This is a genomic window from Streptomyces sp. NPDC058665 (genome assembly GCF_042714995.1).
Classification (GTDB): Bacteria; Actinomycetota; Actinomycetes; order Streptomycetales; family Streptomycetaceae; genus Streptomyces.
The window spans coordinates 48001-70139 of sequence record NZ_JBHXRX010000043.1 but is presented as its reverse complement, the minus strand read 5'-3'; the positions used below and the strand labels follow the sequence as shown (position 1 = coordinate 70139).

Below are 22139 nucleotides of genomic sequence, written 5' to 3'. Positions count from 1 at the left end.
GGTGCAGTCCTAGACAGCTCCACCACACCGGAGGTCTTCGCCATGATCAAGCCCGACCAGTGTCAACAACGCTCGTGATCAATACACCTAGGCCGAGAGCCGCGCGACGAGTTCGTCCAGGTCCGCCACGAACCAGACGTCCCGGCCCCGGTTCGCCTCCCGTACGAGATCGGGCAGGGCCGAACTGGCCCCCAGATGGCGCGAGATGTCCCCGACCACGGCCAGCCGGAGCCGGTAACTGGAGAACTTCTGAAGGATCGCACCGGCGAGACCGCTGCTGAGGTCGTAGAAGCTCGCGTCGAACCGCTCCGCCGGGACGGCGATCAGCTCGACGGGCTCCGCGAAGGCCGCCCCGATCAGATGGTCGAGAGCGTCCTGCTCGGTCGCGATCGGCGCGCCGCCGGCGTCGCAGACGAGCACCGGTACGCCGTGGTGTTCCACGAGCAGATCAGGCATGGCCGCTCTCCCGCCCTTCGGTGGACAGCAGGCCGTTCTCCGGGCCGAGGACGCTGTCGATCATGTTCAGTACGGCGGCGGTGTCCCCGGCCCCACCGAGGATCACGATCTTCATCCGGGCCCGCTCCCGGTCGTGGACCACCTGGATACGCAGGGATTCCGGGGTGTCCCGCACGGCCTGCACGCCGGCCGTGACGAGGGTGCTCAGCCGGCTCGCCGCGTCGGGGCCGACCGATTCGATCTGCACGATGCTCGACACCTCGACGTGCCGCACGCGCGGAGCTTTGGCCGCGCCGGGTTCCTTGGCCTCGGCGCCCCCGGTCAGCGCCTCGAAGTCGGCACGACTGATCCGGTACTGCTTACCGATCCGGACAGCCTTCAGCCGCCCGTCCCGGACGTAGTTCCGCACGGTCCGCACATGCAGCCCGAGCCGCTCGGCGACTTCGCCGACGGAGTACAGGTCGCGGTCATCGCTCTCCATGCATACGTATGTTACCTCAACCTCCCCTGATGGGGAAAATAGGGAGTGATATGACGCATGTACACAGGCCAGCGGATGCGAAGTCGAGAACAGGGCCATGTCGCCGACTTCGAGGCAGGCGACGCCGCGTGCCTGCTCCAACCGGATCGAATTGCCCCGAAGCAAGATCAGGAAGTACTCGTCGGAATCTTGGCGGCGGATCTGGACCGAGGAGCGGCGGGCCGTCATCGGGGAGTTACTGAAGGCCGACACCTGCCCGTATGGCAGCGCCACGGCTTCTACGCGGCCCTGGAAACGGGCTGCGTGGTCACTGCGAATCGATACGGACATGACCTCGTCGCCGACCATGTCGGATCACCATCCGAACCGGTCCGGCGCACTGTCCCGGCGTCCCCTTGAGTATGGAGATACAAAGATGTTGCCAGGTGTGGGCCGGGTGTCCAGGACCACCAGGGGATGGCCCTCTGATCGACCGGCCGGCTCCCGACCGAGCGCCCTCTCAAACTCGATTGATCGAGAGTCCTGCGCGATCACACCGAGGGTGATGGCGACGAGGATGAAGTCCCCGACCGGACCCGCGAGTTCGGCGGCCATCACGCGGCCGTCTTCGCTCGCGCGAGGGTGAACCAGACGGCCTTGTGGCTGGGGGAGAGTCCCCCGTAGATGGTCGACCCCCATGTCTCGGCGAACCTGTCCAGCAGGAACACGCCCTGGCCGCAGCCGAGTTCGTGCTCGGTGGGGCTGCTGCGGGGCACGGGGAGCGACCAGGGCTTGTTGTCGGTGACGTACACCGTGACCTGCTTCCGGTTGACGGCGGCGGCCACGCCGATCAGGGGCGTTTGTGTATGCCGGTGTGCGTTCGTGACCAACTCCGTTACGCAGAGACGGGCGTCGTCCGTGAGGGAGCTGTGCTGGCTGACACGGAGGAGTGAATCGAGGAAGTCCCGGGCGATTTTTGGGGCGTTGGCGGTGTTCGGTACGGCGAGGCGGTAGGTCTCGCCGCCTTGTGGGGTGGCGGTGGGCATGGGGGTGGTCATGGCGTTGTCTCCCAGTGTGGGGTCCGGTGCTGAGAGGACAGCACCTCCTTCTCATAACGCGTGATACCGAGTTCGATATACTGGGTAACGAAGTGGATTGCGATGTGGCGGCAGGTCAGACTGAAGCCCGACATAAGGAGAGGTCGATGGCGCCAAGGAAGGCACTCACGGCAAGGCAGCGGCGCTTGGGTGCTGAGCTTCGCAAGATTCGGGAGCACACCGGCCTTTCCATGACCGAGGCCGCGGCCTTGCTCGGCACGGACCGCACCACCATCAGCAACACCGAGTCCGGGCGGTTCGGCGTCAGCCCGGAGCGCGTACGCACTTGGGCCGGCCACTACGGGTGCCCCGACGCCGCTTATGTGGACGCGCTCGCCGCGATGGCGGCGGAGCGGATCACCGGCTGGTGGGAGGACTATCGCGGCGATCTCGCCGGCGGCGCGCTGGATCTGGCCGAGTTGGAGCACCATGCCGTCGGTATCCGGTGCGTGCAGATGCTCTCCATGCCGGGACTGCTGCAGAACGAGGACTATGCGCGGGCCGTGTTGGCCGAGGCGGTGCCGCCGCCAAGCATCCCAAGGCAACGACGTCAACTTTCCCACCGGTTGAAGCGCCGCGATGTCCTGGATAGGGAGAACCCCCCTGAGTTCACGTTTCTGATTCACGAAGCCGCGCTGCGGATGACTTTCGGTGGCTCCGCGGTGGCGCGGGGCCAGCTCGACTACCTGCTGAAAGAGTCCGAACGTGAGAACGTCACGGTCCGGGCCATTCCGTTCGCGGCAGGCGGTTTCGTGGACACCGGTGGTTCGACACAATACGTTCTCGGCCCTGTCCCACAGATGGACACCGTGCAGACGGACACGACGAACGGCCCCGCCTTCCTGGATGCTGAGACGCATCTCGTGAACTACCGGGCGGCACTGGACCGGACAGAGGAGCGTTCGCTCGACCCTGAGCGTTCACGGGACTTCATTCGCAAGATCGCACAACAAGTATGAAGGCGTGAGAAGTATGGACATTCAATGGCGTAAGTCGTCGAAATCGACAACCGCCGAGGGTAATAACTGTCTCGAACTGGCGGAGCACGGCGGCGAGATCCTGATGCGCGAGAGTGACAACCCTGGCGTGGTCATCCGCACCACCCGGGCGAAGCTCCGTGCGTTCCTTGATGGTGCCAAGGAGGGTGAGTTCGACAGCCTCGCCTGATTTGAGGCGCGTTCACGACGGGCGGTTCCCACCGGCGCAGGTGGGAACCGCCCGTTGGTGATTTCGGTATCACTCGTTAGAGGGTACACACTTGATACGGACGCACATCAAACGCTAGCTTCGAGGCATCGCTCCCCGCCTCTGCGCCAGTTGGGGAGCGGTTCGAAGGGCTGCCCCCCGCTCGTCGCTCGTCACGCCGGCCACGAGCAGGGGGCAGCTACCGCGCCGTACCCGGGAGGCCCCCGTATGCGTCAATCCGGCCCACCGCTCACCGCCTTCTGGTGCGAGCGGGTCGTCTACGAAACGCTCGACGCCAACAGCCCTGTGCACACCTCGCGTTGCTCGATGAGCACCCCGGCCGAGGCCATCCGCGCCATCCGCGTCGACGTACGCGCGCTCCGAGACACCCTGGCGCCCGCCGAGCGCGAGCGGGCCCTGCGGTGGACCGGGCCGGGGGGTTCCCTCGGGGCCGTTGCCGCGTTGCACCGGGGGGAGCCGTGCGGGTTCTCGCTCAGCGGCGAGGGGCTGTGGATCGAGTGGACCGTACGCCCGTATCTGGCCTTCGACGTAAGCGACTTGTCGCTCCTGCGCGCGGCCGAGGCCCCATAAACGTCCGCCCCGACCGGTGAGAACCCTGGACAGGTCGAGTGGTCGGGGCGGATGACCAACCCCGTGAGGACTCACGCCCTCGCGGTTCACCGGCCACGCCATCGACCGTACGGCGGCGTGGCCCTCAATGAAAGAGGAGGTCGGCGCATGAGCGCACCGACTGTCGATTCCTACGAGGCTCGGACGCCGGACGGCGAGGAGTGGCGGGGGATTCCGTTCCGCCACCCGCAGGATGTCGTCACGGCAGAGAGCGACGGCGGAAAGCATGACGGCGGCCCAAAGCCCCCCGAGGCGCCGCGCGATCCCGCCCCGAGCGGCGGGGGCGGCAAGTAGCCAATGCCCCGAGTTCGCCGCGCACCCGCCCGGCGGGCTCCAGGGCATCCCCGGGACGGTTGAAGTTTCCGTGTTGGTCCCGTTCGCCGTTCCGGGTCTGGCACGATGCCGCCATGACTGACCTCGATTCGCGGGCCGCGGCGTTACGGCTGTCGGTCGATGTGCCGGACGGCGCCGTTGGGGGTGACCAACTCGCCTCCCTGTACGCGTGGTTGCGTGAGGTGGACGCACTGCGGGGAGTCGTGGCCCTGCGTGGTGCGCCGCCGGTGGCCGGGACCATGGGGGCCGCCCTTGATGTGATCACCGTCGCTGTCGGCTCCGGTGGCGCCGCCGGTGTTCTCGCGCGGTCCGTCGTGTCGTGGCTCATCCAGGGACGGCGCTCGGACGTCAAGGTCACCGTCACCACCGAGAACGGCCGCAGCGTGGAGATCGATGTGCGGGGTGCCCGGGATCCGGAGGCGTTGATGCGGCAGGTGGCCGACATGGCCCGGCGGCCGGCGGGCTCGGATGGCTGATCTCTGGTATCCGGACGGCGACTCGTCGCGTGTCCTGCTGGTCGGGGCGGCCAACTACGCCTCCGACGAGCTGCCCGGGATCCCCGCCGTTCACGGCAACCTCGCCTCTCTGCGGACGGCGCTCGCCGATTCGCCTCGTGCTCTGCTGCCCCCGAAGCACTGCCGCGTTCTGGGAGGCCGGGGCGACCGTAAACCGGTGACGCCTGTCTCCGTCGGCACGGCTCTCGCTTCCGCGGCGCGCGAGGCGACCGATCTGCTGCTGGTCTACTACTCGGGCCATGGACTCCTCGATGACGGAGGGCGTCTTCATCTGGCCCTGGAGGACACCGATCCCGACCCCGAGACCGTCGCGTTCAGCGCGGTTCCCGTGCAGCAAGTGCTGCGTCTGGTGGGGCGGGCCAGGGCTCGGGCGCGTGTGCTCGTTCTGGACTGCTGCTATTCGGGGCGCGCGGTGGCGGCCATGGCGACCCGAACGGGCATCGTGGCCGACCAGTTGGAGCGCTCGGGGACGTACACCCTCACCTCCACCACGCAGACCGAGCTCTCCTTCGCCCCGCCCGGCGACCCGCACACCGCTTTCACCGGCGCGCTGTTGCGTGCCCTTGAAGGGTCGCGTGTCCTGACGCTGGACGAGATCTACCACTTCGTCGACGACGACCTCAACGGGCGCTCCCTGCCGAGGCCCCAGCGGCGCGCCGTGAACGCGGCCGGCGATCTGGCACTTGTCGAGGCGCCTGTCCGGGCGGTGCCGACGGTGGTGCCGGTCCGTCGGTCCGCGTCGGCGGCGGGGCGGGAGGCGACCTCGGGGGCCCCGCATGACGGGGGCGATGTCGTGTTCACCCGGCCTCCGGAGACGCGTGAGGAGCGGCGCCGGATTGCCCGTTTCTGCGTGTGGGCCGCGCTTGTTCTCGCTGTGGCCACCGGTGTTCTCTGGGTGGCGTACGGGGCGTCGGAAGCGATGTGGACCGCCGCCGCCCTGCCGTCGTGCGCCGTCGTCTTCGCCGTCCGTGAGAAGGCGGGCGGGACGCTCGTGCTGGACGGCGGGAGTCTCCGTACGCGGCAATCCGTCGGCGCCGGACCTGGACATGCACATTCCCTGGGCGGACATCCAGTACATGGGGCTGCTGCACGAGGTCGAGGCCGCCACCGCGAACGAGACCACCGAGAGGCATACGAACGTCATTCTGGTGAGACTCCAGCCGGACTGCACTCTTCAGCCACCGCGCCTGAAGGGGGACACCGTCGGGCGCCTCGGCTACCACTCCTTGGGCAGGCTCAAGGACTACCGTGCCGATCCCGTCCTCCTGCGTGAGGCCGTCAGCCGGTTCAGACCGGACATCTACCGAACCAACAACGAACTCCTCGATCTGGATCTGCGTCTCAGCCACACCATTTAGGTCCAGACCATTTGTGCTGTGTCCGCCCGCGCGTGATGTGGGCACGCCATAATTCGGGTCATGGTCACAGACAGCGGATCAACACCCCCCATCAGTAACGGACTTGCCCGCCGAGGGATCCTCGCCGGTGCCTTCGCCCTCTCCGCCACCGCGCTCGTCGGTGCGGGCACGGCAGCGGCGGCGACGCGGGCCGAGGCAGCGGCGAGCACCGCCAAGACGGCGAGCGCCAGGGCCCGGCGCGCCCTCGCCCCCTCCGACTGGCTCTCCGGCATCGGCGACTCGACTCCCGTACAGCGCCTTACCCTTCCCGGCACCCACAACTCCGGCGCGCGCAGCGGCGGTCTGTACGTCGCCTGCCAAGGGACCACCATCGCCGATCAGTTGAACACCGGCGTCCGGTTCCTGGACATACGCTGCCGGGCGTTCGAGAACGCCTTCCCGATTCACCACGCCGCGTACTACCAGAATCTCAACTTCGACGATGTCCTGGTCGCCTGCCGCGACTTCCTCCGGGCGCACCCCTCCGAGACCGTCCTGATGCGCGTGAAGCAGGAGTACTCGTCGGTGGCCGACACGGAGTTCCGGCGGATCTTCGACACCTATCTGGACGGGAAGGGCTGGCGTTCGCTCTTCCGGCTCGACAGCGGTCTGCCCACGCTCGGCCAGGCGCGCGGCAAGGTCGTGCTGCTCGGGGACAACGGCGGGCTGCCGGGCGTGCGGTACGGGGACGGCGGGATCTTCGACATCCAGGACGACTACATGGCGGAGCCGATCGCCAAGTTCTCCAAGATCGAGGCGCACTTCCGCAAGGCCGCGGCGCAGCCGGGCAAGCAGTACATCAACTTCGTCAGCACGGCCGCGCTGCTGCCGCCGCGCTGGAACTCCGACCGGCTCAACCCGCAGGTGCACTCGCTGCTCGACAACTCGGCGAACGCCGGCTGGCGCGGTCTCGGCATCGTGCCGCTGGACTTCCCGGAGACCAGGGGCGGGCTGGTGGACTCGCTGATCCGCCACAACGGCTGACGGATGTAACGACGGAGGAGAACAGGGCCTGGGGGTCGTCCGCGAGGGCGGCCCACCAGGGGCCCGGCCGGCGCGCGATCAGCGCGCGGGAAGCGACGCGTCGCCGACGCCATCACCCGGCCCGCTCAGCCAGGTGCGGATGCCCCCGAGCGCGGTGGGACCGTAATCCTCCTCGACGCCCCTCGCCAGGTCCGCGACGGATATCGCCTCCAGGGACGCGCGCCACGCGGCGTCGGCGGCGGCCATCGCGCGCGAGATCGCGCAGGGCCGCGTACAGGACTCCGGCGGCGAGGCCATCGGCCCGCGCTGCCGGATCTCCGTGCAGACGAACGCGGGCCGGTCCCCGTCCACCGCCGTGACGACATCGAGGACCGTGATCAGCTCCGGGGCCCTGGTCAGGACGTATCCGCCCGCCTTGCCCTGGACGGATGTGACGAGCCCCGCGCGGGAGAGTGCCTGGAGCTGCTTGGCCAGATAGCTGCCGGACACGTCGTGCAGCTCCGCGAGCCGGGCCGCCGGCACCGGCTCCGTACCCGTGGTCAGAACCACGCAGCAGTGCAGCGCCCATTCGACCCCGCCTGACAACTTCATACGCTTGCGCCTCCCCTCGCTTGACTCGGACAAAGGCTATCCGACTAGTATCCCGGACAAGGAGTATCCGAGTTTGGGGTGCGTCCTGCGCGCACCCCCGTGTGCCCGTTGGCGTGCCGTGAAAGGTGGCGGAGATGAAGTTCACGGTGATCGGCGGGACCGGACTGATCGGTTCCCAGGTGGTCGCGAAGCTGACCGACGCGGGACACGAGGCCGTGCCCGCGGCGCTCCAGACCGGCGTCGACCTGCTGACGGGCAAGGGCCTTGACCAGGCGCTGGAGGGTGCCCAGGTCGTGGTCAACCTGGCCAACTCGCCGACGTTCGACGAGAAGTCCTTCGAGTTCTTCCGCACCTCCATGGGCAATCTGCTCGCCGCGGGGGAGAAGGCAGGCGTCGGGCACCAGGTCGTCCTCTCCATCGTCGGCGTGGAGCAGGTGCCGCAGCTGGACTACTACCGGGCCAAGGCTCTCCAGGAGGAGCTGCTCCGGGAGGGGCCGACGCCGTACTCGATCGTCCGCGCCACCCAGTTCTTCGAGTTCATGAACGCGGTCATGTCCTGGACCTCCGACGACGAGACGGTCCGGCTGCCCGTGACCCCGATCCAGCCGATGGCCGCCGCGGATGTGGCTTCGGCCGTCTTCGAGGTCGCGACCGGTGCGCCGCTGGGGGGTATCCGGAACGTCGGCGGACCGGACCGCTTCGCGCTCGACGAGCTCGGCCGGATCACCCTGGCGGCGCGGGGCGACGCCCGGAACGTCGTCGTGGACGACCAGGCCGGCATGTTCGCGGTGATCGAGGGCGACGCGCTGCTTCCCGGGCCGGACGCGCATCTGGCGGGCACGCACTACCGGGACTGGGTCCGCGAGGCCCACTGATCGCGAAGGGCACTGATCGCGAGTCGGCTCCTACGCGCCCGGCCGGGCCGGCGGCGGGGTCGCAGCGCCCGGGATGCGGATCGCCGCCACCGTGCCGCCGCCCGCCGCCGGGCGCAGCGCGATCTCGCCGCCCGTCTGCTGCAAGGTGCGCGCCACGATCGACAGCCCGAGGCCCGAACCCGGCAGTGCGCGGGCCGACGGGGAGCGCCAGAAGCGTTCGAAGACGTGGGGGAGTTCCTCCGCCGGGATGCCGGGGCCGTGGTCCCGTACCGTCAGCTCGCCGTGCGCGTCCAGCGCGACCTCGATGGCCGCGCCCGGCGGGCTGAACTTCACCGCGTTGTCGAGGACGTTGACCAGCGCCCGCTCCAGCGCGGCCGGTTCGGCCCGTACGTACCAGGGCCGCAGCGCCACCTCGATCGTCAGGTCCGGCCCGCGCAGCCGGGCGCGTTCCAGCGCGCTCTCCACGATCGTGTGGAGCGCGACGACCTGGAGCGGGCCGGGGTCGGGGGCGTCCGGCCTGGACAGCTCCTGGAGGTCCCCGATCAGCGAGGCCAGCTCCGTCATCTGCGCCTTCACCGACGCCATCAGCGCCGTACGGTCCTCCGGGGGGATCGCGCGTCCGGTCTCCTCGCTGCGGGCGAGCAGTTCGATGTTCGTACGCAGCGAGGTCAGCGGCGTACGCAACTCGTGGCCCGCGTCGGCGATGAGCCGCGCCTGGCGGTCGCGCGAGGAGGCGAGCGCGGCTGTCATGGAGTTGAAGGAGCGGGAGAGGCGGGCGATCTCGTCCTCGCCCTCGGCGGGGATGCGCAGGCTCAGGTCCTCGGTCCGCGCGACATGCTCGACCGCACGGGTCAGCCCGTCGACCGGCCGCAGACCGGTCCTGGCGACCCAGAGCCCGGCGGCGCCCGCCCCGATGACGCCGATGCCGGCGACGGCGGTCAGCAGCAGGGCGAGCCGGTTCAGCGAGGCGTCGATCTCGCCGAGCGGTCGGGAGACGGAGACGGCGACCCGGTTGAAGGGCGGGCCGACGAGGACCCGCTGGGTGTGGACGCGCACCGCCGCGCCGTCGGCGGTGGTGGAGTCGTGCAGCGTGCTCTCCTCCGTGCCGCGGGCCACGGCCTCGTCGGAGGGCTGGACCTTCACCGGCTGGGACGAGGCGTCCACGCACCGGCCGCCGTTCTCGTCGACGACCTGGACGTAGGCGAATCCCAGCTCGGACGGCTCCGGGGGACTCTGGATGACCCCGCAATTGTCCAGTGTGGTCCGCACCAGACTGAGGGGCGCGGAGGTGTTACGGAGCGAGTTGTCCAGCTCCGCCTCCAGCTGGGAGCGGGTCAGCAGCCAGCACGCGACGGCCGCCGCAGCCACGGCCACGGCGACCGCGGTGGCGACGAGCATCGCGAGGCGGGAGCGGAGGGGCAGCGTACGCAACCGGCGGGCGAGCGAGGTCACTCCGAACCGCCGTGCCCGCTCGGCCCCGTGGGACCCGAGAGACCCGTGGGACTCGCGGGCCCGCCCTCGGCGCGAAGCGCGTAACCCACCCCGCGCACCGTGTGCACCAGCCGCGGCTCACCGCCGCTCTCCGTCTTGCGCCGCAGATACATCACGTACACATCAAGGGAGTTGGAGCTCGGCTCGAAGTCGAAGCCCCAGACCGCCTTGAGGATCTGCTCGCGCGTCAGCACCTGACGCGGGTGCGCGAGGAACATCTCAAGGAGGGTGAACTCGGTACGGGTCAGCTCCACCCGGCGCGTGCCGCGTGTGACCTCGCGCGTGGAGAGGTCCATCCGCAGATCGGCGAAGGCCAGGACGTCGTCCTGCGGCAGCTCGCCCCCGGCGGAGCCCGCGTACGAGCTACGGCGGAGCAGCGCGCGGATACGGGCGAACAGCTCGTCCAGCTCGAAGGGCTTCACCAGATAGTCGTCGGCGCCCGCGTCGAGCCCGGTGACGCGGTCGCCGACGGTGTCGCGCGCGGTGAGCATCAGGATCGGCACGGTCGAACCGGTGGCGCGCAGCCGGCGGGCCGCCGTCAGCCCGTCCATGCGCGGCATCTGGATGTCGAGCACGATCAGGTCGGGCTGGTAGGCGGCGGCCTTGGCGAGCGCGTCGACACCGTCGACGGCGACCTCGGTCCCGTACCCGTCGAAGGCGAGGCTGCGCTGAAGCGCCTCGCGGACGGCGGGCTCGTCGTCGACGATCAGGACGCGTTGCGCATCGCCTTCGGCGGGGCTCATGTCGTCGCTCTTTCTCTGAACGGCTCTCGGTGACGTCTCTCGGTCTTTCTCGGTCTCTTCAGCCTCGCACGTCAGGTGCGCCGTGGTCGCTGTCACCCGTCGCGCAGTGCGCTCAGGTCCGCCTTGACGGTGTTGACGGGGATGGAGAAGCCGAGGCCGACGCTGCCGGCCGTCGAGCTGTCGGCGCTGGAGCCGCTCGCCGAGAACATGGCCGAGTTGATGCCGATGATCTCGCCGTTCATGTTGATCAGCGCGCCGCCGGAGTTGCCCGGGTTGAGCGACGCGTCGGTCTGGATCGCTTTGTACGTGGTCGTGGAGGAGCCCGTGTCGCCGTTGAACTGCTGACCACCGAACTCGAACGGCCACCGGCCGCCGCCACCGCCCTGCTGTTGCTGCTGGCCCTGTTCCTTCGACACGGTGACGTCCCGGTCGAGCGCGGAGACGATACCGCTGGTCACGGTGCCGGTCAGCCCCTCGGGCGAGCCGATCGCCACGACCTCGTCGCCGACCCGCACGCTGTCGGAGTCGCCGAGTGCCGCCGTCTTGAGACCGCTCGCGCCCTGGAGCCTGATCAGCGCGAGGTCCTTGTCGGGGCTGGTGCCCACGACATCGGCGGTGTACGTCTTACCGGTGCTGAGCTGCACCTTCACGGTCTGCGTGCCCGCGATGACATGGTTGTTGGTGATGATCTCGCCGTCACTGGTGATGACCACACCGGACCCGGTGGACTGCCCCGAGCTGGACGCCGCCTGGATCTCCACTATGGCCGGGGAGACGGCCGCGGCCACGCCCGCGACGGTGCCCTTGCTGCTCTGCGAGACGGTCGTACCGCTGACTGTGCTCGCGGCGGTGGCGGGGGAGTCGTTCATCAGCGTCTCGGTCAACGCGGCGGTCCCCCCGCCCACGACGGCCGCGACGAACGCGGCGGCGGCGAGCAGCGCGACGGGCCGCCTGGCCCGCCGCGCGTGCGTGGGTCCGTGCGCCGGCGCGGCGGCACCCCAGCCCCACTCGGCATGCCCCGGCTGCGCGTGCTGCCCACCGCCCGTCGGCCCGTACGGAGGCGGCGGCGGGTACGCCTGGCTGCCGGGGCCCTGCTGGTTCGCGTCTTCGTCGCCGCTGCGACGGTAGTTGTCGTCCATGTCTCCGAGATTCCGCCCGCAAGATGAGAGCAGTCTGAAGACGTCCTGAGAAGCCCGACAGAACCGTGTATGTCCCATGTAAAGACGGCTCACCGGCTCGCCGGATGACGCGCGTCACTGTGGCTGGTGGCCGATCACCTCGCCTGCGCGAGGAGGACGGCGTCGGGGCCGGCCGGGAAGCGCAGTTGGCCGGTCGTGTCGTGCGCAGCCCGCCAGATCGTCTCGGCCACGTCGCTCTCTTCGGTGAACAGGTCCTGACCGGTGAACTCGGCCATGGCCTTTCGCACGAACGGTGCGTACGGCGGCGGGACCAGCTCGTCCGGCGCACGGCCGCCTGTCGCCTTGCCCGCGAAGTTGGTCGTCAGGCAGGCGCCCGGTTCGACCGTCTTCGCCTGGACGCCGAAGGGCGCGAGTTCAAGGGCGAGGGACGCGGTGAACCCCTCGATGGCCATCTTGCTGGCCTTGTAGACGGCCGAGAGCGGCATGTGGCCCAGCACCACGCTGGAGGTCACGTTGACCACCACGCCGGAGCCGCGCTCCCGGAACTGGGGCAGCACCGCCTGTGTCGTCGCCATGACGCCGAACGTGTTGGTCTCGAACACCTCCCGTACCTGGGGCATCGGGGTCCCCTCGAACACGCTGATCGAGGGCACGCCCGCGTTGTTGACCAGGACATCGACGGGCCCTGCGGCCTCGAACGCGGCGGTGATGCTCTCGGGTTCGGTGACGTCGAGCTCGACGATGCGCAGCCGGTCCGACTCCGGCAGGATGCCCGGACGCCGCTTGCGTACGGTCGCGATGACGTTCCACCCCCGCGAGTGGAAATGGAGGGCGGTCTCCCGCCCGTATCCGGACGAGGTGCCGGTGATCAGAACAGTCTTCATGATGTGCCCCTCGGGATGTTGTGGGATCTGCGGCTGACAGATACATTCCTGCTTCCCTGGAGAAGCTGGTCATCCCATTGAACCGTTCTGAGCTGCGGAAACAGTAGAACAATCCTCGCTCGCTCTAGCCTGATCCTGTCAGTGTTCTCCGGAAGGTGCTTATGGCATGACGCCTGCGGGCGTGCGTACGGCGTCACGCAGGCGGGCCGCGTCCTGGCTCGGGGGCGCGCCGAACTGGCGGCGGTACTCGCGGCTGAACTGCGACGGGTTGTCGTAGCCCACGCGATGGCCGACCCCGGTGACATCGCCCGGGTGGGTGGAGAGCAGCAGCCGGGCCTCCTGGAGGCGGATCTGTTTCTGGAACTGGATGGGGCTCATCGCGGTCACCGCCTGGAAGTTGCGGTAGAAGGCGGAGGTGCTCATGCCGGACAGACGTGCCACGTCCTCGACCCGGAAGGGCTCGGCGTAGTGCTCGCGGATCCAGCGCACGGCGCGGGAGACATGGCTGAGACCGCTGTCGGCCAGGCCGAACTGGCGTACCGCCGCGCTCTGTTCGCCCGTGATCAGGCGCCACAGGATCTCGCGTTTGATCAGCGGGGCCAGTACGGCGCGGTCGCGGGGTTCGTCGAGCAGGCGCAGCAGCCGGACCACCGCGTCGAGCAGCGCGGGCGGGGCGTCGCCGACGGCGATTCCCGACGGCGCGCCCGCGCCGCCGCGTGGGGTGTCTCCGGGGCCCGCCCGCAACAGGAGTTCGGCGACGGCGGACGGTTCCAGCATCAGCCCGAAGCCGAGGGCCGGCAGGCCCGGCTGGGCCTGGGTGAACTGTCCGGTGACGGGCAGGTCGACGGAGGCGACCAGAAACTGCCCCGGGCCGTACTCGTAGACCCGGTCGCCCAGCGCGAGCCGTTTGGCGCCCTGGGCGATGACGGCGAGCACCGTGCCGGACATGGAAGGCGCGGGCGGATCCGCCCGGTCGACCTTCGAGATGAGGACGCCGTCGATGGAAGTGGTCCAGTCGGCGCGGGCGTGCCGGTCGAGCAGGCTGCGGAACTCTTCTAGGGGCATGCGTGCATTTCAGCACCATTTCCCGCGCCGTTCTCAAGGTTGCGAGGATCGTGCAAGTGCAAGGAAGCATCGTTCTAGCGTATTCGCAGGTCAGGCGGATTCAATGGGATCAGTTCACTCCACCGCTGAGAAGAGGATTCCCATGATTGCCGCCTACGGATTCAACGCCACCCTGACCGCCCGCCCCGGGATGGGCGACCGGCTGGTCGACCTGCTGCTGACCGGTCTGAACGAGGGAAGCCCCGGCGCGAGCGAGCACTGCCTGGTCTACCTCGTCTCGCGTTCCGCGTCCGACCCCGACGTCGTCCACGTCACCGAGGGCTGGACCAGCGAGGAGGACCACCACCGGGTCTTCGCCGGTGAGGCCGCCCAGGCCATCGTGGCGCAGATCGACGGGCTGCTGGCCAAGGACTCCGAGTACACCGACTACGTCCCGGTCCGCGGCAGGGCCGCCTTCTGACGCGGTCTCACGCCCCCACACCCCACGCCCGTCCGAACGCCCGGCACCGCCCCATGAAAGGCCAACGGCCATGACCACAGCACGCCCCGCCCTGGACCCCGAACTCAGCGCCCTGCTCGCCGACATGCCCCTGATGTCCCAGCTCACCCCCGACGTACTCGCGCAACTGCGCCAGTACCCCTCGACGCCCGTCGATTCACTCCTCGCTGGCCGGCAGGCCGAGCTGCGCGAAGTCACCGTGCCCGCGGCGGACGGTGCCCCGATCCGGCTGTCGGTCTTCACCCCCGCGACGGCGGACCGCACCGGTGCGCCCTGCGTCTACTGGATGCACGGAGGCGGGATGGTCATGGGCGACCGCCTCTCGCAGATCGACATCCCGCTGGAGTGGCTCGACGAGTTCGGCGCGGTCGTGGTCTCCGTGGAGTACCGGCTGGCGCCCGAGGCCACCGGCACCACACCGGTCGACGACTGCTACCAGGGGCTGCTCTGGATCGCCGAGCACGCCGAGGAGATAGGCGTCGACCCCACCAGGATCGTCGTGGCGGGCGCCAGCGCGGGCGGCGGCCTCGCCGCCGGCGTCGCCCTGCTGGCCCGCGACCTCGGTACGCCCGCCATCGCCGCGCAGGTGCTGATCTGCCCCATGCTCGACCACCGCAACAACACCGCATCCAGCCACCAGTTCGCCGGGGTGCCCGGCGTCTGGACCCGCGAGATGAACGAGTTCGGATGGCGCTCGGTCCTCGGCGACCTCACCGACGACGAGGTGCCCGCGTACGTTTCGCCGGCGCTGGCCGAAGACCTCTCGCGCCTGCCGGCCACCTATATCGACACCGGCTCCGCCGAGGTCTTCCGCGACGAGGACATCGACTACGCCTCCCGGATCTGGGCGGCCGGCGGCCGGGCCGAACTCCACGTCTGGGCAGGCGGATTCCACGGTTTCGACGCCCTGTACCCACAGGCTCAGATCTCCGCGACAGCCCGCCGGACCCGCACCAGCTGGCTCGCCCGGCTCCTGCGCTCCGCGTGACGCAGCCGCGCCCGGGAGTGGAACTCCCGGGCGACGTGACCACTCAGAAGCAGCCGCTCAGACGCAGCCGCAGGACCGCCGCACGATCAGTGCCGACGGGAACTGCTTCACCCGTTCCCTGCGGGACCCCGCCACCCGCAGACCGTCGTCCAGCACCAGGTCCACCGCCGCGCGGGCCATCGCCGGGCGGTCGGATGAGACCGTCGTCAGCGGGGGGTCCGTGAGGCCGGCCTCCTTGACGTCGTCGAAGCCCGCCACCGCCAGTTCGCCCGGGACGTCGATCCGCAGTTCGCGGGCGGCGCGCAGGACGCCGATCGCCTGGTCGTCGGTGGAGCAGAAGATCGCCGGGGGCCGGTCGGGGCCGGCCAGCAGCGTCAGCGCCACGTTGTAGGCGTCGTAACGGTTGTAGAGCGCCTTGAAGAGCCGGCCCTCCGTCGAGAGACCGGCCTCCCGCATCGCGCGGCGCCAGCCCTCGACATGGTCGGTCACCGGGTCGCCGACGACCGGGGTCGACTCGACGCCGCCGAGGCACGCCACGTACGGATAGCCGTGCTCCAGCAGATGACGGGTGGCGAGCTGGGCGCCCCCGATGTCATCGGTGACGACGGCGACGTCATCGATGCCCTCGGGGCGCTCGTGGAGCAGTACGACGCGGGCGTCCCACGCCTCTATCTCCGCCGCCGCGCGCTCGCTCGGGCCCTGGCTGACCAGGATTAGCCCCGAGACCCGCATACCGAGGAAGGCCCGCAGATAGTGGACCTCGCGCTCGTTGCGGTAGTCGGAGTTGCCGACGAGCACCATCTTTCCGCGCTCGGCGGCGGCCTGTTCGACCGCGTGCGCCATCTCCGCGAAGAAGGGCTGGCGCGCGTCGGGCACCACGACCCCTATGAGGTCGGTGCGCCGCGACGCCATCGCCTGCGCGACCCGGTCGGGCCGGTAGCCCAGCTCCTTGATCGCGGCGAGTACACGCTCGCGCGTGGCCGGGGCGACCGGCCTCGGTCCGTTGTTGATGACGTAACTGACGACCGCGGTCGAAGTTCCCGCCAGCCGTGCCACGTCGTCCCGCGTCACCTTCGCCACGCGCGGCAGTCTACGCGTGGTGACCTACCTCCCGGCAGGCCGGACGGCCCCTTCGCGTACGTCGGCCGTGTCGGCCGAATGCGTGGTGTCGTCGTTCGCGCCCCGCGGCACGCTCTGGACCGCCTCGCGCGCCCCCTCGCGGGAGCCTTCGGGTGCACCCTCCGGTGGGGCGTCGGACGGCGGTCGTGTCGCCTTCACCTTCGCCGCCGCCTCGGCGATGGCCTTCGCCTTCGCCTCCTCCGCCGCGCGCTCGACCTTCTCCGGTGTGACGAAGCGGTAGCCGACGTTACGGACCGTCCCGATCAGCGACTCGTGCTCGGGGCCGAGCTTCGCGCGCAGCCGCCGTACGTGCACGTCGACCGTTCGCGTACCGCCGAAGTAGTCGTAGCCCCACACCTCCTGGAGCAGCTGCGCACGCGTGAACACCCGGCCGGGGTGCTGCGCCAGATACTTGATCAGCTCGAACTCCTTGAAGGTCAGGTCCAGGACCCGCCCCTTCAGCTTCGCGCTGTAGGTCGCCTCGTCCACCGAGAGATCACCGTTGCGGATCTCCATCGGGGAGTCGTCCGGCGAGATCTGCTGGCGCCCGGTGGCCAGCCGCAGCCGCGCCTCGACCTCGGCCGGGCCCGCGGTGTCGAGCAGGACGTCGTCGAAGCCCCAGTCGGCGGTGACGGCGGTGAGACCGCCCTCGGTCACCACGAGGACCAGCGGGCAGCCGGGTCCTGTGGAGCGCAGGAGCTGGCAGAGCGAGCGGACCTGGGGCAGGTCGCGCCGGCCGTCGATCAGTATGACGTCGGCACCCGGGGTGTCGACGAGAGCCGGGCCTTCGGCCGGGGCCACCCGCACGTGGTGCAGAAGGAGTCCGAGGGCGGGCAGCACCTCCGTCGACGGCTGGAGGGCGTTCGTGAGCAGCAGCAGAGAGCTCATCGCCGTCCACCTCCCCGGGTCGGACAGTATTCACATGTCTGCATCGTTGGTTCGCCCATTACGTCGGTTCCTCCTCGGTCCCTGCAAGGGGGCACCTCCCACACCGGTGAGGGGGTGGGGGCGTATGTGGCACCACTGACCGGCCGCGCCCTGGGGTCGGAAAGCGCAAAAGGACCCGGGGGCTACATTGCCCGGATCCTCTTCGGAGGAGAATAACCCAAGGGCGCTCGCTGTCAGAGGGTGCGGACAGCGAGTCATCGGTTCCACCGGCCGGCTCCGGACGGCCGGAGGGGCCGCGGATGCCGTGGCGGGGCTGGGGATCGGCCATCATGGAGCGTCGGCGGAATCCAATGGAATCCGACGTGAATATTGCCGAGAAATTAGCGGGAGGAGTCGCCATGGCAACGGGAACCATCCGCTACTGGGCCGCGGCCAAGGCGGCGGCGGGCGTCGCCGAGGAGCCGTACGCGGCGGACAATCTGGCTCAGGCGCTCGACGTCGCACGCGAGAAACACCCGGGTGAGCTGGTCCGCGTACTCCAGAGGTGTTCGTTCCTCGTCGACGGTGACCCTGTGGGGACCCGCGGGCATGAGACCGTACGGCTTGCCGAGGGCGGCACGGTCGAAGTGCTCCCGCCGTTCGCAGGAGGGTGAACCGCAGGCATGAGCGACGACCAGCACGGGCAGCAAGGCCAAGGCCGGCACGACCAGAATTACGACTCCGGGCAGTACGGACAGCAGCAGTACGGCGTACCGGGACCGGCCCAGTCGTACTACGACCCGTACCAGCAGCCCTCGTTCCCCGAGCCGTCCCACCAGGAGCCCGGCAACGGGCAGGGCGCGCAGACCTGGGAGGGCCAGACCTGGGACACGCAGTACCAGCCGCAGGTCCAGTACCAGCAGCCCCAGCAGCCCCACCCGCAGCAGGCGGGCGCAGAGACGGCCTATCTGCCGCAGCAGTCCGCCGCGTACCCGCTGCCGCCGGAGGTCCCGGCGAACGGCCACCCGCCGTACGGGCAGCCCGCACCGGCCGCCGTGGCGCCCGGCGCCGCAGTGGCCGCCGCGCAGGCCGCGCCCGCCCCGGACAGCTACAGCGCGCCCACCACCATGGGCAACGCCCGCATCACCGACGCCCAGCGCGCCCGCGCCGAGGGCCGGTCGCCGATCATCCCGCCCGGCGTCCAGCCCGCCGGGCTCACCGCCGTGCTCGGCCTGCTGCTCGCGGGCGGCGCGGCCGTCGGCCCGTACGCGCTGGCAGTCCCGCTGGTGATCCTCCAGGCCGTCACCGCCGCCGGCTGGTTCCGGCTGAACGGCATGTGGCCCGCCCGCCAGGGCATCGCGCTCGCCTTCGCGGGCGCGCTCGTCGCCGATGTCGCGGTGCTCGCCGTCGACGAGGAGCACGCACTCGCGGCGATCCTCGGCACGCTCGGCGCCTGGGTGCTGCTCACGGTCGTGCTGCAACTGCGCAGTCACGCGGGGGCCGACGAACGCATGCAGGGCCTGATGGCCACCGTCGCCTCGGCCTCACTCGCCATCATCGCCACCGGGAATCTCGCCGTGGCGGCGGACGCCGTGACGGTCGGCGCGCTCGCCGTCGCCGCAGCGACCGTCGCCCGCGCGCTCCCGCTGCCGGGCTTCGTCTCGATCGTGGTCGCGCTCGCCGCCGCCGCGGGAGCCGGACTCGCGGCGGGCGGGCTGACGGACCTCGGCGGCCAGGGCGTGGTCCTCGGCCTCGGCGCCGGCGTGTGCGCGCTGATCGGGCTCCGGGTCGCGAGCTACGACTACCCCTCGCGCTTCGTGCACATGACGGCCGGGGTGGCGCTGCCGCTCACGGTCGCCGTGCCCGCGATCTATCTGCTCGGACGGGCGCTGGCCTGACGCCCGTCCGGCGGGCGCGGATCCCCGCCGGGAACCGAACCCGCGCCCCGGGCGTCGATTAGGCTCACCGACGTCATGGGGGCTGGTACGACCAGGGTGGGGGACACCGAGCAATGCGCGCACTGCGAATTCTTCTGATCGTCGTCGTGATCCTCGGCGGGCTGTTCGTCGCCGCCGACCGGGCCGCGGTGTACTTCGCCGAGACCGAGGCGGCGAGCAAGATCAGGAGCAGTCAGGGCCTCAGCAGCGAGCCCGACGTCTCCATCAAGGGCTTCCCCTTCCTCACCCAGGTCCTGGGCTCGGAGCTGGACGAGATAGAGGTCAGCATCGGCGGGATAACCGCCACCACCGAGGGCCGCGAGGTCGAGGTGACCGAGGTGAAGGCCGAGCTCCGCGACGTGCGCGTGAACAGCAGCTTCTCCTCCGCGATCGCGGGCAGCGCGGAGGGCTCGGCACTGATCTCGTACGAGGACCTCACCAAGTCCGCGCCGAAGGGCGCGACGGTCGGCTACGCCGGGGCCGAGCGGGCCGCGAAGGGCCAGGTCAAGGTCTCGGGGCCGCTGGACGAGCTCGCCGAGGGCGCGGGGATCGATGTGCCGGAGGCCTTCAAGGGGCTGCTGAAGGAGAACTTCACGACCTACAGCACCGTCTCGCTGGAGGGCGGCGACAAGGTCCGGCTGCGCGCCGACGATCTTCCGAAGCTGCCGGTGCCGGGCGCGAACGACAAGCTGAAAGAGGTCGTGGACTACGACCTGACGATCGACGGGCTGCCGTCGACCATCAAGCTCGACAAGGTCACGGCGGCGGAGGACGGCCTCGGCTTCTCCGGCACGGGCAAGGACGTCGACCTCACGAGCTGACGCGCTGACCCGGCGGCCTGCCCAGCGGCCGCCGTATCGTGAGACGCGGATGTCCATCCCGTAGATGCGACAGGGGTACGAGAGGCGCCGGGGCCGCGCCCCGGCCACCCGGAACGCCCAGCCGTCCCACATCTCGGACGATCGCGTCTCATCATCCGACACATCGGTGACACCGCACCGTATCCGTCCCTACGATCGGACGCATGCAGTGCTTCATCAGCGGTCTCCAGCAGCGGGGACAGGCGAACCTCACGAAGCGGCGGGCAGTCGACCTGTGCCGCGTCGCCGCCATGCTCTGTCGCACCGCCTGAGCGGGACACGTCCGCCCCGCCACCTCTCCCCGGCCCTTCGACCACGTCAGGGCCACCCGTGCCGTACGCAGCCCGCCGCGCCCCCGTGCCCGGAAGGCGCCGCCGCCCGCACCACCCGCCGCACACTGCCCCGGAGGAGAACACATGAGCCGCAGCGACGTCCTGGTAGACGCCGACTGGGTCGAGGCCCACATCGACGACCCGAAGGTTGTCATCGTCGAGGTCGACGAGGACACCTCGGCGTACGAGAAGAACCACATCCGTAACGCCGTACGCATCGACTGGAAGCAGGACCTCCAGGACCCGGTGCGCCGGGACTTCGTCGACCAGGAGGGCTTCGAGAAGCTCCTGTCCGCGAAGGGCATCGGCAACGACGACCTCGTGATCCTCTACGGCGGCAACAACAACTGGTTCGCGTCCTACGCGTACTGGTACTTCAAGCTGTACGGCCACGAGGGCGTCAAGCTCCTCGACGGCGGCCGCAAGAAGTGGGAGCTGGACTCGCGCGACCTGGTCGAAGCGGTACCCGAGCGCGCGGCCACGCAGTACCGGGCCAAGCCCCAGGACACGTCCATCCGCGCCTTCCGTGACGACGTCGTCGCCGCGATCGGGGGCCTGAACCTGGTCGACGTGCGCTCGCCCGACGAGTTCAGCGGCAAGCTGCTCGCCCCGGCGCACCTCCCGCAGGAGCAGTCGCAGCGCCCCGGCCATGTGCCGAGCGCCCGCAACATCCCGTGGTCGAAGAACGCCAACGACGACGGCACCTTCAAGTCGGACGACGAGCTCAAGGCCCTCTACGAGGAGGAGCAGGTCGACCTGGCGAAGGACACCATCGCCTACTGCCGCATCGGTGAGCGCTCCGCGCTCACCTGGTTCGTGCTGCACGAGCTGCTCGGCCAGGAGAACGTCAAGAACTACGACGGTTCGTGGACCGAGTACGGCTCCCTCGTCGGCGTGCCGATCGAGCTCGGCGCGGCGAAGTAACCGGCCGCGGCGAAAGCAAACCCAGACCACCCGCCTGACTCGGAGGACAGATCCCTATGTGCGGAGCGAAGGCCGGCGGCCCGGACGCCTCGACGATCAAGCCCGGTGAGACCACCATCCAGGGTTCAGTGACCCGTGACGGCGAGCCCGTCACCGGCTACGTACGCCTGCTGGACTCGACCGGAGAATTCACCGCGGAGGTCCCGACCTCGGCGACCGGACAGTTCCGCTTCTACGCGGCCGAGGGCACGTGGACCGTGCGCGCGCTCGTGCCCGGCGGTACGGCGGACCGTACGGTCGTCGCGCGGACAGGCGGTCTGGCCGAGGTGGCCATCGCGATCTGAGCCACGCGGCACGTTCGGCCGGAGGGCCGCGCCCCACGGGAGTTGGACGCTTCCAGACACGGGGCGCGGTCCTTCGTGCCGTCGTAAGCTCGATGTATGTATACGCGACGCCGTCGCCGCTACTTCATGCTGATGGGCGGGTGCATCGCCCTGTTCGTCTCGGCGTGGGCGTTCGTGCGCCTGTGGTCGGTGCCGGTGGCGATCGGCATGTGCGTGGTCGCCATGGTCATCCCGCCGGTGGCGGCGATCGTTGCGAACAGACGCGGTCCGGACGACCGCTGGTGGGACGACCCGCCGGGTGATCCGAAGTCCGGCGACCCCAAGTCGGACGAGTGGTGGGACGAACTCGACGGCCGGAAGAAGCCCCCGTCGAAATGACGCCGTGGAGCGGCCTGCGGAGCGCGTCGTGGAGCGGCCCGCAGCA

28 protein-coding genes and 2 pseudogenes are annotated in these 22139 nt (G+C 69.9%); 18 read left to right on the top strand and 12 right to left on the bottom strand.

The genetic code is table 11. From position 1 onward, the window contains the following. Positions 1 to 87: 87 nt before the first annotated feature. The 4 genes and pseudogenes from ACFWV8_RS25880 to ACFWV8_RS25865 all read right to left on the bottom strand — a co-directional run bounded on the left by ACFWV8_RS25880 (position 88) and on the right by ACFWV8_RS25865 (position 1974). Positions 88 to 456 carry a DUF4180 domain-containing protein gene (locus tag ACFWV8_RS25880; protein ID WP_384208046.1) on the bottom strand — a complete coding sequence of 123 codons (369 nt, stop codon included), beginning with the start codon at positions 454 to 456 and terminating at the stop codon, positions 88 to 90. Further along, positions 449 to 937, bottom strand: coding sequence for a helix-turn-helix domain-containing protein (locus ACFWV8_RS25875; protein ID WP_384208063.1), 489 nt, complete (start codon positions 935 to 937; stop codon positions 449 to 451). The genes ACFWV8_RS25880 and ACFWV8_RS25875 overlap by 8 nt, the downstream gene beginning before the upstream one ends. Before the next feature lie 69 nt (positions 938 to 1006). Then, positions 1007 to 1285: pseudogene (locus tag ACFWV8_RS25870) on the bottom strand (AraC family transcriptional regulator); the annotation flags it as partial. Between the two features lie 245 nt (positions 1286 to 1530). Continuing rightward, the gene (locus tag ACFWV8_RS25865; protein WP_384208043.1) at positions 1531 to 1974 is read right to left on the bottom strand and encodes an ATP-binding protein; all 444 of its coding nucleotides are present in this window, start codon (positions 1972 to 1974) and stop codon (positions 1531 to 1533) included. Between the two features lie 146 nt (positions 1975 to 2120). Between ACFWV8_RS25865 and ACFWV8_RS25860 the strand changes: the two genes are divergently transcribed. From ACFWV8_RS25860 to ACFWV8_RS25825, 8 genes and pseudogenes are all read left to right on the top strand, one after another. After that, positions 2121 to 2972, top strand: coding sequence for a helix-turn-helix domain-containing protein (locus ACFWV8_RS25860; RefSeq protein WP_384208039.1), 852 nt, complete (start codon positions 2121 to 2123; stop codon positions 2970 to 2972). Positions 2973 to 2985: 13 nt separating this feature from the next. Then, the gene (locus ACFWV8_RS25855; RefSeq protein WP_384208034.1) at positions 2986 to 3180 is read left to right on the top strand and encodes a DUF397 domain-containing protein; all 195 of its coding nucleotides are present in this window, start codon (positions 2986 to 2988) and stop codon (positions 3178 to 3180) included. Between the two features lie 246 nt (positions 3181 to 3426). Continuing rightward, the gene (locus ACFWV8_RS25850; protein ID WP_384208029.1) at positions 3427 to 3789 is read left to right on the top strand and encodes a hypothetical protein; all 363 of its coding nucleotides are present in this window, start codon (positions 3427 to 3429) and stop codon (positions 3787 to 3789) included. A 147-nt stretch (positions 3790 to 3936) separates the two neighbouring features. Further along, the gene (locus ACFWV8_RS25845; RefSeq protein WP_384208024.1) at positions 3937 to 4122 is read left to right on the top strand and encodes a hypothetical protein; all 186 of its coding nucleotides are present in this window, start codon (positions 3937 to 3939) and stop codon (positions 4120 to 4122) included. A 113-nt stretch (positions 4123 to 4235) separates the two neighbouring features. Beyond that, positions 4236 to 4637, top strand: a complete 402-nt coding sequence (locus ACFWV8_RS25840) for a hypothetical protein (protein WP_384208019.1) — start codon at positions 4236 to 4238, stop codon at positions 4635 to 4637. Then, positions 4630 to 5241: pseudogene (locus ACFWV8_RS25835) on the top strand (caspase family protein); the annotation flags it as partial. The gene ACFWV8_RS25840 and the pseudogene ACFWV8_RS25835, both read left to right, overlap by 8 nt. Before the next feature lie 481 nt (positions 5242 to 5722). Then, the gene (locus ACFWV8_RS25830; protein WP_384208066.1) at positions 5723 to 6034 is read left to right on the top strand and encodes a hypothetical protein; all 312 of its coding nucleotides are present in this window, start codon (positions 5723 to 5725) and stop codon (positions 6032 to 6034) included. 60 nt (positions 6035 to 6094) lie between these two features. Continuing rightward, positions 6095 to 7057 (top strand): phosphatidylinositol-specific phospholipase C, encoded by a 963-nt coding sequence (locus ACFWV8_RS25825; protein WP_384208013.1) that lies wholly within the window; start codon positions 6095 to 6097, stop codon positions 7055 to 7057. A gap of 78 nt (positions 7058 to 7135) precedes the next feature. Here the strand turns inward: ACFWV8_RS25825 and ACFWV8_RS25820 are convergent, their stop codons facing one another. Then, complete coding sequence (locus tag ACFWV8_RS25820; protein ID WP_384208006.1) at positions 7136 to 7648, bottom strand: RrF2 family transcriptional regulator; 513 nt, start codon at positions 7646 to 7648, stop codon at positions 7136 to 7138. Between the two features lie 134 nt (positions 7649 to 7782). Between ACFWV8_RS25820 and ACFWV8_RS25815 the strand changes: the two genes are divergently transcribed. Beyond that, positions 7783 to 8523, top strand: coding sequence for an SDR family oxidoreductase (locus ACFWV8_RS25815; RefSeq protein WP_384208001.1), 741 nt, complete (start codon positions 7783 to 7785; stop codon positions 8521 to 8523). Between the two features lie 30 nt (positions 8524 to 8553). Here the strand turns inward: ACFWV8_RS25815 and ACFWV8_RS25810 are convergent, their stop codons facing one another. From ACFWV8_RS25810 to ACFWV8_RS25790, 5 genes are all read right to left on the bottom strand, one after another. Next, positions 8554 to 9975: a sensor histidine kinase gene (locus tag ACFWV8_RS25810; protein ID WP_384207997.1), complete on the bottom strand. Its 1422-nt coding sequence runs from the start codon at positions 9973 to 9975 to the stop codon at positions 8554 to 8556. After that, the gene (locus ACFWV8_RS25805) at positions 9972 to 10757 is read right to left on the bottom strand and encodes a response regulator transcription factor (protein ID WP_384207992.1); all 786 of its coding nucleotides are present in this window, start codon (positions 10755 to 10757) and stop codon (positions 9972 to 9974) included. The genes ACFWV8_RS25810 and ACFWV8_RS25805 overlap by 4 nt, the downstream gene beginning before the upstream one ends. Positions 10758 to 10849: 92 nt before the next feature. Further along, positions 10850 to 11896: a S1C family serine protease gene (locus ACFWV8_RS25800; RefSeq protein WP_384207988.1), complete on the bottom strand. Its 1047-nt coding sequence runs from the start codon at positions 11894 to 11896 to the stop codon at positions 10850 to 10852. 134 nt (positions 11897 to 12030) lie between these two features. Next, the gene (locus tag ACFWV8_RS25795) at positions 12031 to 12780 is read right to left on the bottom strand and encodes an SDR family oxidoreductase (RefSeq protein ID WP_384207984.1); all 750 of its coding nucleotides are present in this window, start codon (positions 12778 to 12780) and stop codon (positions 12031 to 12033) included. 159 nt (positions 12781 to 12939) lie between these two features. After that, entirely contained in the window at positions 12940 to 13845 is a 906-nt protein-coding gene (locus tag ACFWV8_RS25790; protein WP_384207979.1) for an AraC family transcriptional regulator N-terminal domain-containing protein, read from the bottom strand. 142 nt (positions 13846 to 13987) lie between these two features. Here ACFWV8_RS25790 and ACFWV8_RS25785 point away from each other — a divergent pair, with 142 nt between their 5' ends. Both ACFWV8_RS25785 and ACFWV8_RS25780 read left to right on the top strand, forming a co-directional pair. Further along, entirely contained in the window at positions 13988 to 14305 is a 318-nt protein-coding gene (locus ACFWV8_RS25785; protein ID WP_384207976.1) for a putative quinol monooxygenase, read from the top strand. A 70-nt stretch (positions 14306 to 14375) separates the two neighbouring features. Next, the gene (locus ACFWV8_RS25780; protein ID WP_384207970.1) at positions 14376 to 15332 is read left to right on the top strand and encodes an alpha/beta hydrolase; all 957 of its coding nucleotides are present in this window, start codon (positions 14376 to 14378) and stop codon (positions 15330 to 15332) included. A gap of 57 nt (positions 15333 to 15389) precedes the next feature. On the opposite strand, the gene ACFWV8_RS25775 is transcribed toward ACFWV8_RS25780, so the two are convergent. Together ACFWV8_RS25775 and ACFWV8_RS25770 are read right to left on the bottom strand one after the other, a co-directional pair. Continuing rightward, a complete protein-coding gene (locus ACFWV8_RS25775) occupies positions 15390 to 16412 on the bottom strand; it encodes a LacI family DNA-binding transcriptional regulator (protein ID WP_384207965.1) in 1023 nt (340 codons plus the stop codon). A gap of 24 nt (positions 16413 to 16436) precedes the next feature. Further along, a complete protein-coding gene (locus ACFWV8_RS25770; RefSeq protein ID WP_384207959.1) occupies positions 16437 to 17339 on the bottom strand; it encodes a response regulator transcription factor in 903 nt (300 codons plus the stop codon). A gap of 398 nt (positions 17340 to 17737) precedes the next feature. On the opposite strand from ACFWV8_RS25770, the gene ACFWV8_RS25765 reads away from it, so the two are divergent. From ACFWV8_RS25765 to ACFWV8_RS25735, 7 genes are all read left to right on the top strand, one after another. Continuing rightward, positions 17738 to 17992: a MoaD/ThiS family protein gene (locus ACFWV8_RS25765; RefSeq protein WP_329385871.1), complete on the top strand. Its 255-nt coding sequence runs from the start codon at positions 17738 to 17740 to the stop codon at positions 17990 to 17992. A gap of 9 nt (positions 17993 to 18001) precedes the next feature. After that, positions 18002 to 19216 carry a hypothetical protein gene (locus tag ACFWV8_RS25760; RefSeq protein ID WP_384207952.1) on the top strand — a complete coding sequence of 405 codons (1215 nt, stop codon included), beginning with the start codon at positions 18002 to 18004 and terminating at the stop codon, positions 19214 to 19216. Positions 19217 to 19329: 113 nt separating this feature from the next. Beyond that, a complete protein-coding gene (locus tag ACFWV8_RS25755; protein ID WP_384207946.1) occupies positions 19330 to 20076 on the top strand; it encodes a DUF2993 domain-containing protein in 747 nt (248 codons plus the stop codon). A gap of 203 nt (positions 20077 to 20279) precedes the next feature. Then, complete coding sequence (locus ACFWV8_RS25750) at positions 20280 to 20387, top strand: putative leader peptide (protein WP_023540667.1); 108 nt, start codon at positions 20280 to 20282, stop codon at positions 20385 to 20387. Positions 20388 to 20531: 144 nt separating this feature from the next. After that, positions 20532 to 21371: a sulfurtransferase gene (locus tag ACFWV8_RS25745; protein WP_384207937.1), complete on the top strand. Its 840-nt coding sequence runs from the start codon at positions 20532 to 20534 to the stop codon at positions 21369 to 21371. A gap of 56 nt (positions 21372 to 21427) precedes the next feature. Then, positions 21428 to 21715: a DUF1416 domain-containing protein gene (locus ACFWV8_RS25740; protein ID WP_329385883.1), complete on the top strand. Its 288-nt coding sequence runs from the start codon at positions 21428 to 21430 to the stop codon at positions 21713 to 21715. A 96-nt stretch (positions 21716 to 21811) separates the two neighbouring features. After that, a complete protein-coding gene (locus ACFWV8_RS25735) occupies positions 21812 to 22093 on the top strand; it encodes a DUF3099 domain-containing protein (protein ID WP_329385886.1) in 282 nt (93 codons plus the stop codon). The last annotated feature ends 46 nt before the right edge of the window (positions 22094 to 22139 follow it).

What these genes read in the sequence shown, in the direction of transcription:
- ACFWV8_RS25765 (WP_329385871.1), top strand. Translation starts at nt 17,738, where the DNA reads ATGGCAACGGGAACCATCCGCTACTGGGCCGCGGCCAAGGCGGCGGCG.
- ACFWV8_RS25760 (WP_384207952.1), top strand. Translation starts at nt 18,002, where the DNA reads ATGAGCGACGACCAGCACGGGCAGCAAGGCCAAGGCCGGCACGACCAG.
- ACFWV8_RS25820 (WP_384208006.1), bottom strand. Translation starts at nt 7,648, where the DNA reads ATGAAGTTGTCAGGCGGGGTCGAATGGGCGCTGCACTGCTGCGTGGTT.
- ACFWV8_RS25865 (WP_384208043.1), bottom strand. Translation starts at nt 1,974, where the DNA reads ATGACCACCCCCATGCCCACCGCCACCCCACAAGGCGGCGAGACCTAC.
- ACFWV8_RS25770 (WP_384207959.1), bottom strand. Translation starts at nt 17,339, where the DNA reads ATGAGCTCTCTGCTGCTGCTCACGAACGCCCTCCAGCCGTCGACGGAG.
- ACFWV8_RS25750 (WP_023540667.1), top strand. Translation starts at nt 20,280, where the DNA reads ATGCAGTGCTTCATCAGCGGTCTCCAGCAGCGGGGACAGGCGAACCTC.
- ACFWV8_RS25815 (WP_384208001.1), top strand. Translation starts at nt 7,783, where the DNA reads ATGAAGTTCACGGTGATCGGCGGGACCGGACTGATCGGTTCCCAGGTG.
- ACFWV8_RS25745 (WP_384207937.1), top strand. Translation starts at nt 20,532, where the DNA reads ATGAGCCGCAGCGACGTCCTGGTAGACGCCGACTGGGTCGAGGCCCAC.
- ACFWV8_RS25790 (WP_384207979.1), bottom strand. Translation starts at nt 13,845, where the DNA reads ATGCCCCTAGAAGAGTTCCGCAGCCTGCTCGACCGGCACGCCCGCGCC.
- ACFWV8_RS25860 (WP_384208039.1), top strand. Translation starts at nt 2,121, where the DNA reads ATGGCGCCAAGGAAGGCACTCACGGCAAGGCAGCGGCGCTTGGGTGCT.
- ACFWV8_RS25880 (WP_384208046.1), bottom strand. Translation starts at nt 456, where the DNA reads ATGCCTGATCTGCTCGTGGAACACCACGGCGTACCGGTGCTCGTCTGC.
- ACFWV8_RS25755 (WP_384207946.1), top strand. Translation starts at nt 19,330, where the DNA reads ATGCGCGCACTGCGAATTCTTCTGATCGTCGTCGTGATCCTCGGCGGG.
- ACFWV8_RS25785 (WP_384207976.1), top strand. Translation starts at nt 13,988, where the DNA reads ATGATTGCCGCCTACGGATTCAACGCCACCCTGACCGCCCGCCCCGGG.
- ACFWV8_RS25780 (WP_384207970.1), top strand. Translation starts at nt 14,376, where the DNA reads ATGACCACAGCACGCCCCGCCCTGGACCCCGAACTCAGCGCCCTGCTC.
- ACFWV8_RS25735 (WP_329385886.1), top strand. Translation starts at nt 21,812, where the DNA reads ATGTATACGCGACGCCGTCGCCGCTACTTCATGCTGATGGGCGGGTGC.
- ACFWV8_RS25840 (WP_384208019.1), top strand. Translation starts at nt 4,236, where the DNA reads ATGACTGACCTCGATTCGCGGGCCGCGGCGTTACGGCTGTCGGTCGAT.
- ACFWV8_RS25740 (WP_329385883.1), top strand. Translation starts at nt 21,428, where the DNA reads ATGTGCGGAGCGAAGGCCGGCGGCCCGGACGCCTCGACGATCAAGCCC.
- ACFWV8_RS25795 (WP_384207984.1), bottom strand. Translation starts at nt 12,780, where the DNA reads ATGAAGACTGTTCTGATCACCGGCACCTCGTCCGGATACGGGCGGGAG.
- ACFWV8_RS25845 (WP_384208024.1), top strand. Translation starts at nt 3,937, where the DNA reads ATGAGCGCACCGACTGTCGATTCCTACGAGGCTCGGACGCCGGACGGC.
- ACFWV8_RS25830 (WP_384208066.1), top strand. Translation starts at nt 5,723, where the DNA reads ATGCACATTCCCTGGGCGGACATCCAGTACATGGGGCTGCTGCACGAG.
- ACFWV8_RS25875 (WP_384208063.1), bottom strand. Translation starts at nt 937, where the DNA reads ATGGAGAGCGATGACCGCGACCTGTACTCCGTCGGCGAAGTCGCCGAG.
- ACFWV8_RS25855 (WP_384208034.1), top strand. Translation starts at nt 2,986, where the DNA reads ATGGACATTCAATGGCGTAAGTCGTCGAAATCGACAACCGCCGAGGGT.
- ACFWV8_RS25850 (WP_384208029.1), top strand. Translation starts at nt 3,427, where the DNA reads ATGCGTCAATCCGGCCCACCGCTCACCGCCTTCTGGTGCGAGCGGGTC.
- ACFWV8_RS25800 (WP_384207988.1), bottom strand. Translation starts at nt 11,896, where the DNA reads ATGGACGACAACTACCGTCGCAGCGGCGACGAAGACGCGAACCAGCAG.
- ACFWV8_RS25805 (WP_384207992.1), bottom strand. Translation starts at nt 10,757, where the DNA reads ATGAGCCCCGCCGAAGGCGATGCGCAACGCGTCCTGATCGTCGACGAC.
- ACFWV8_RS25825 (WP_384208013.1), top strand. Translation starts at nt 6,095, where the DNA reads ATGGTCACAGACAGCGGATCAACACCCCCCATCAGTAACGGACTTGCC.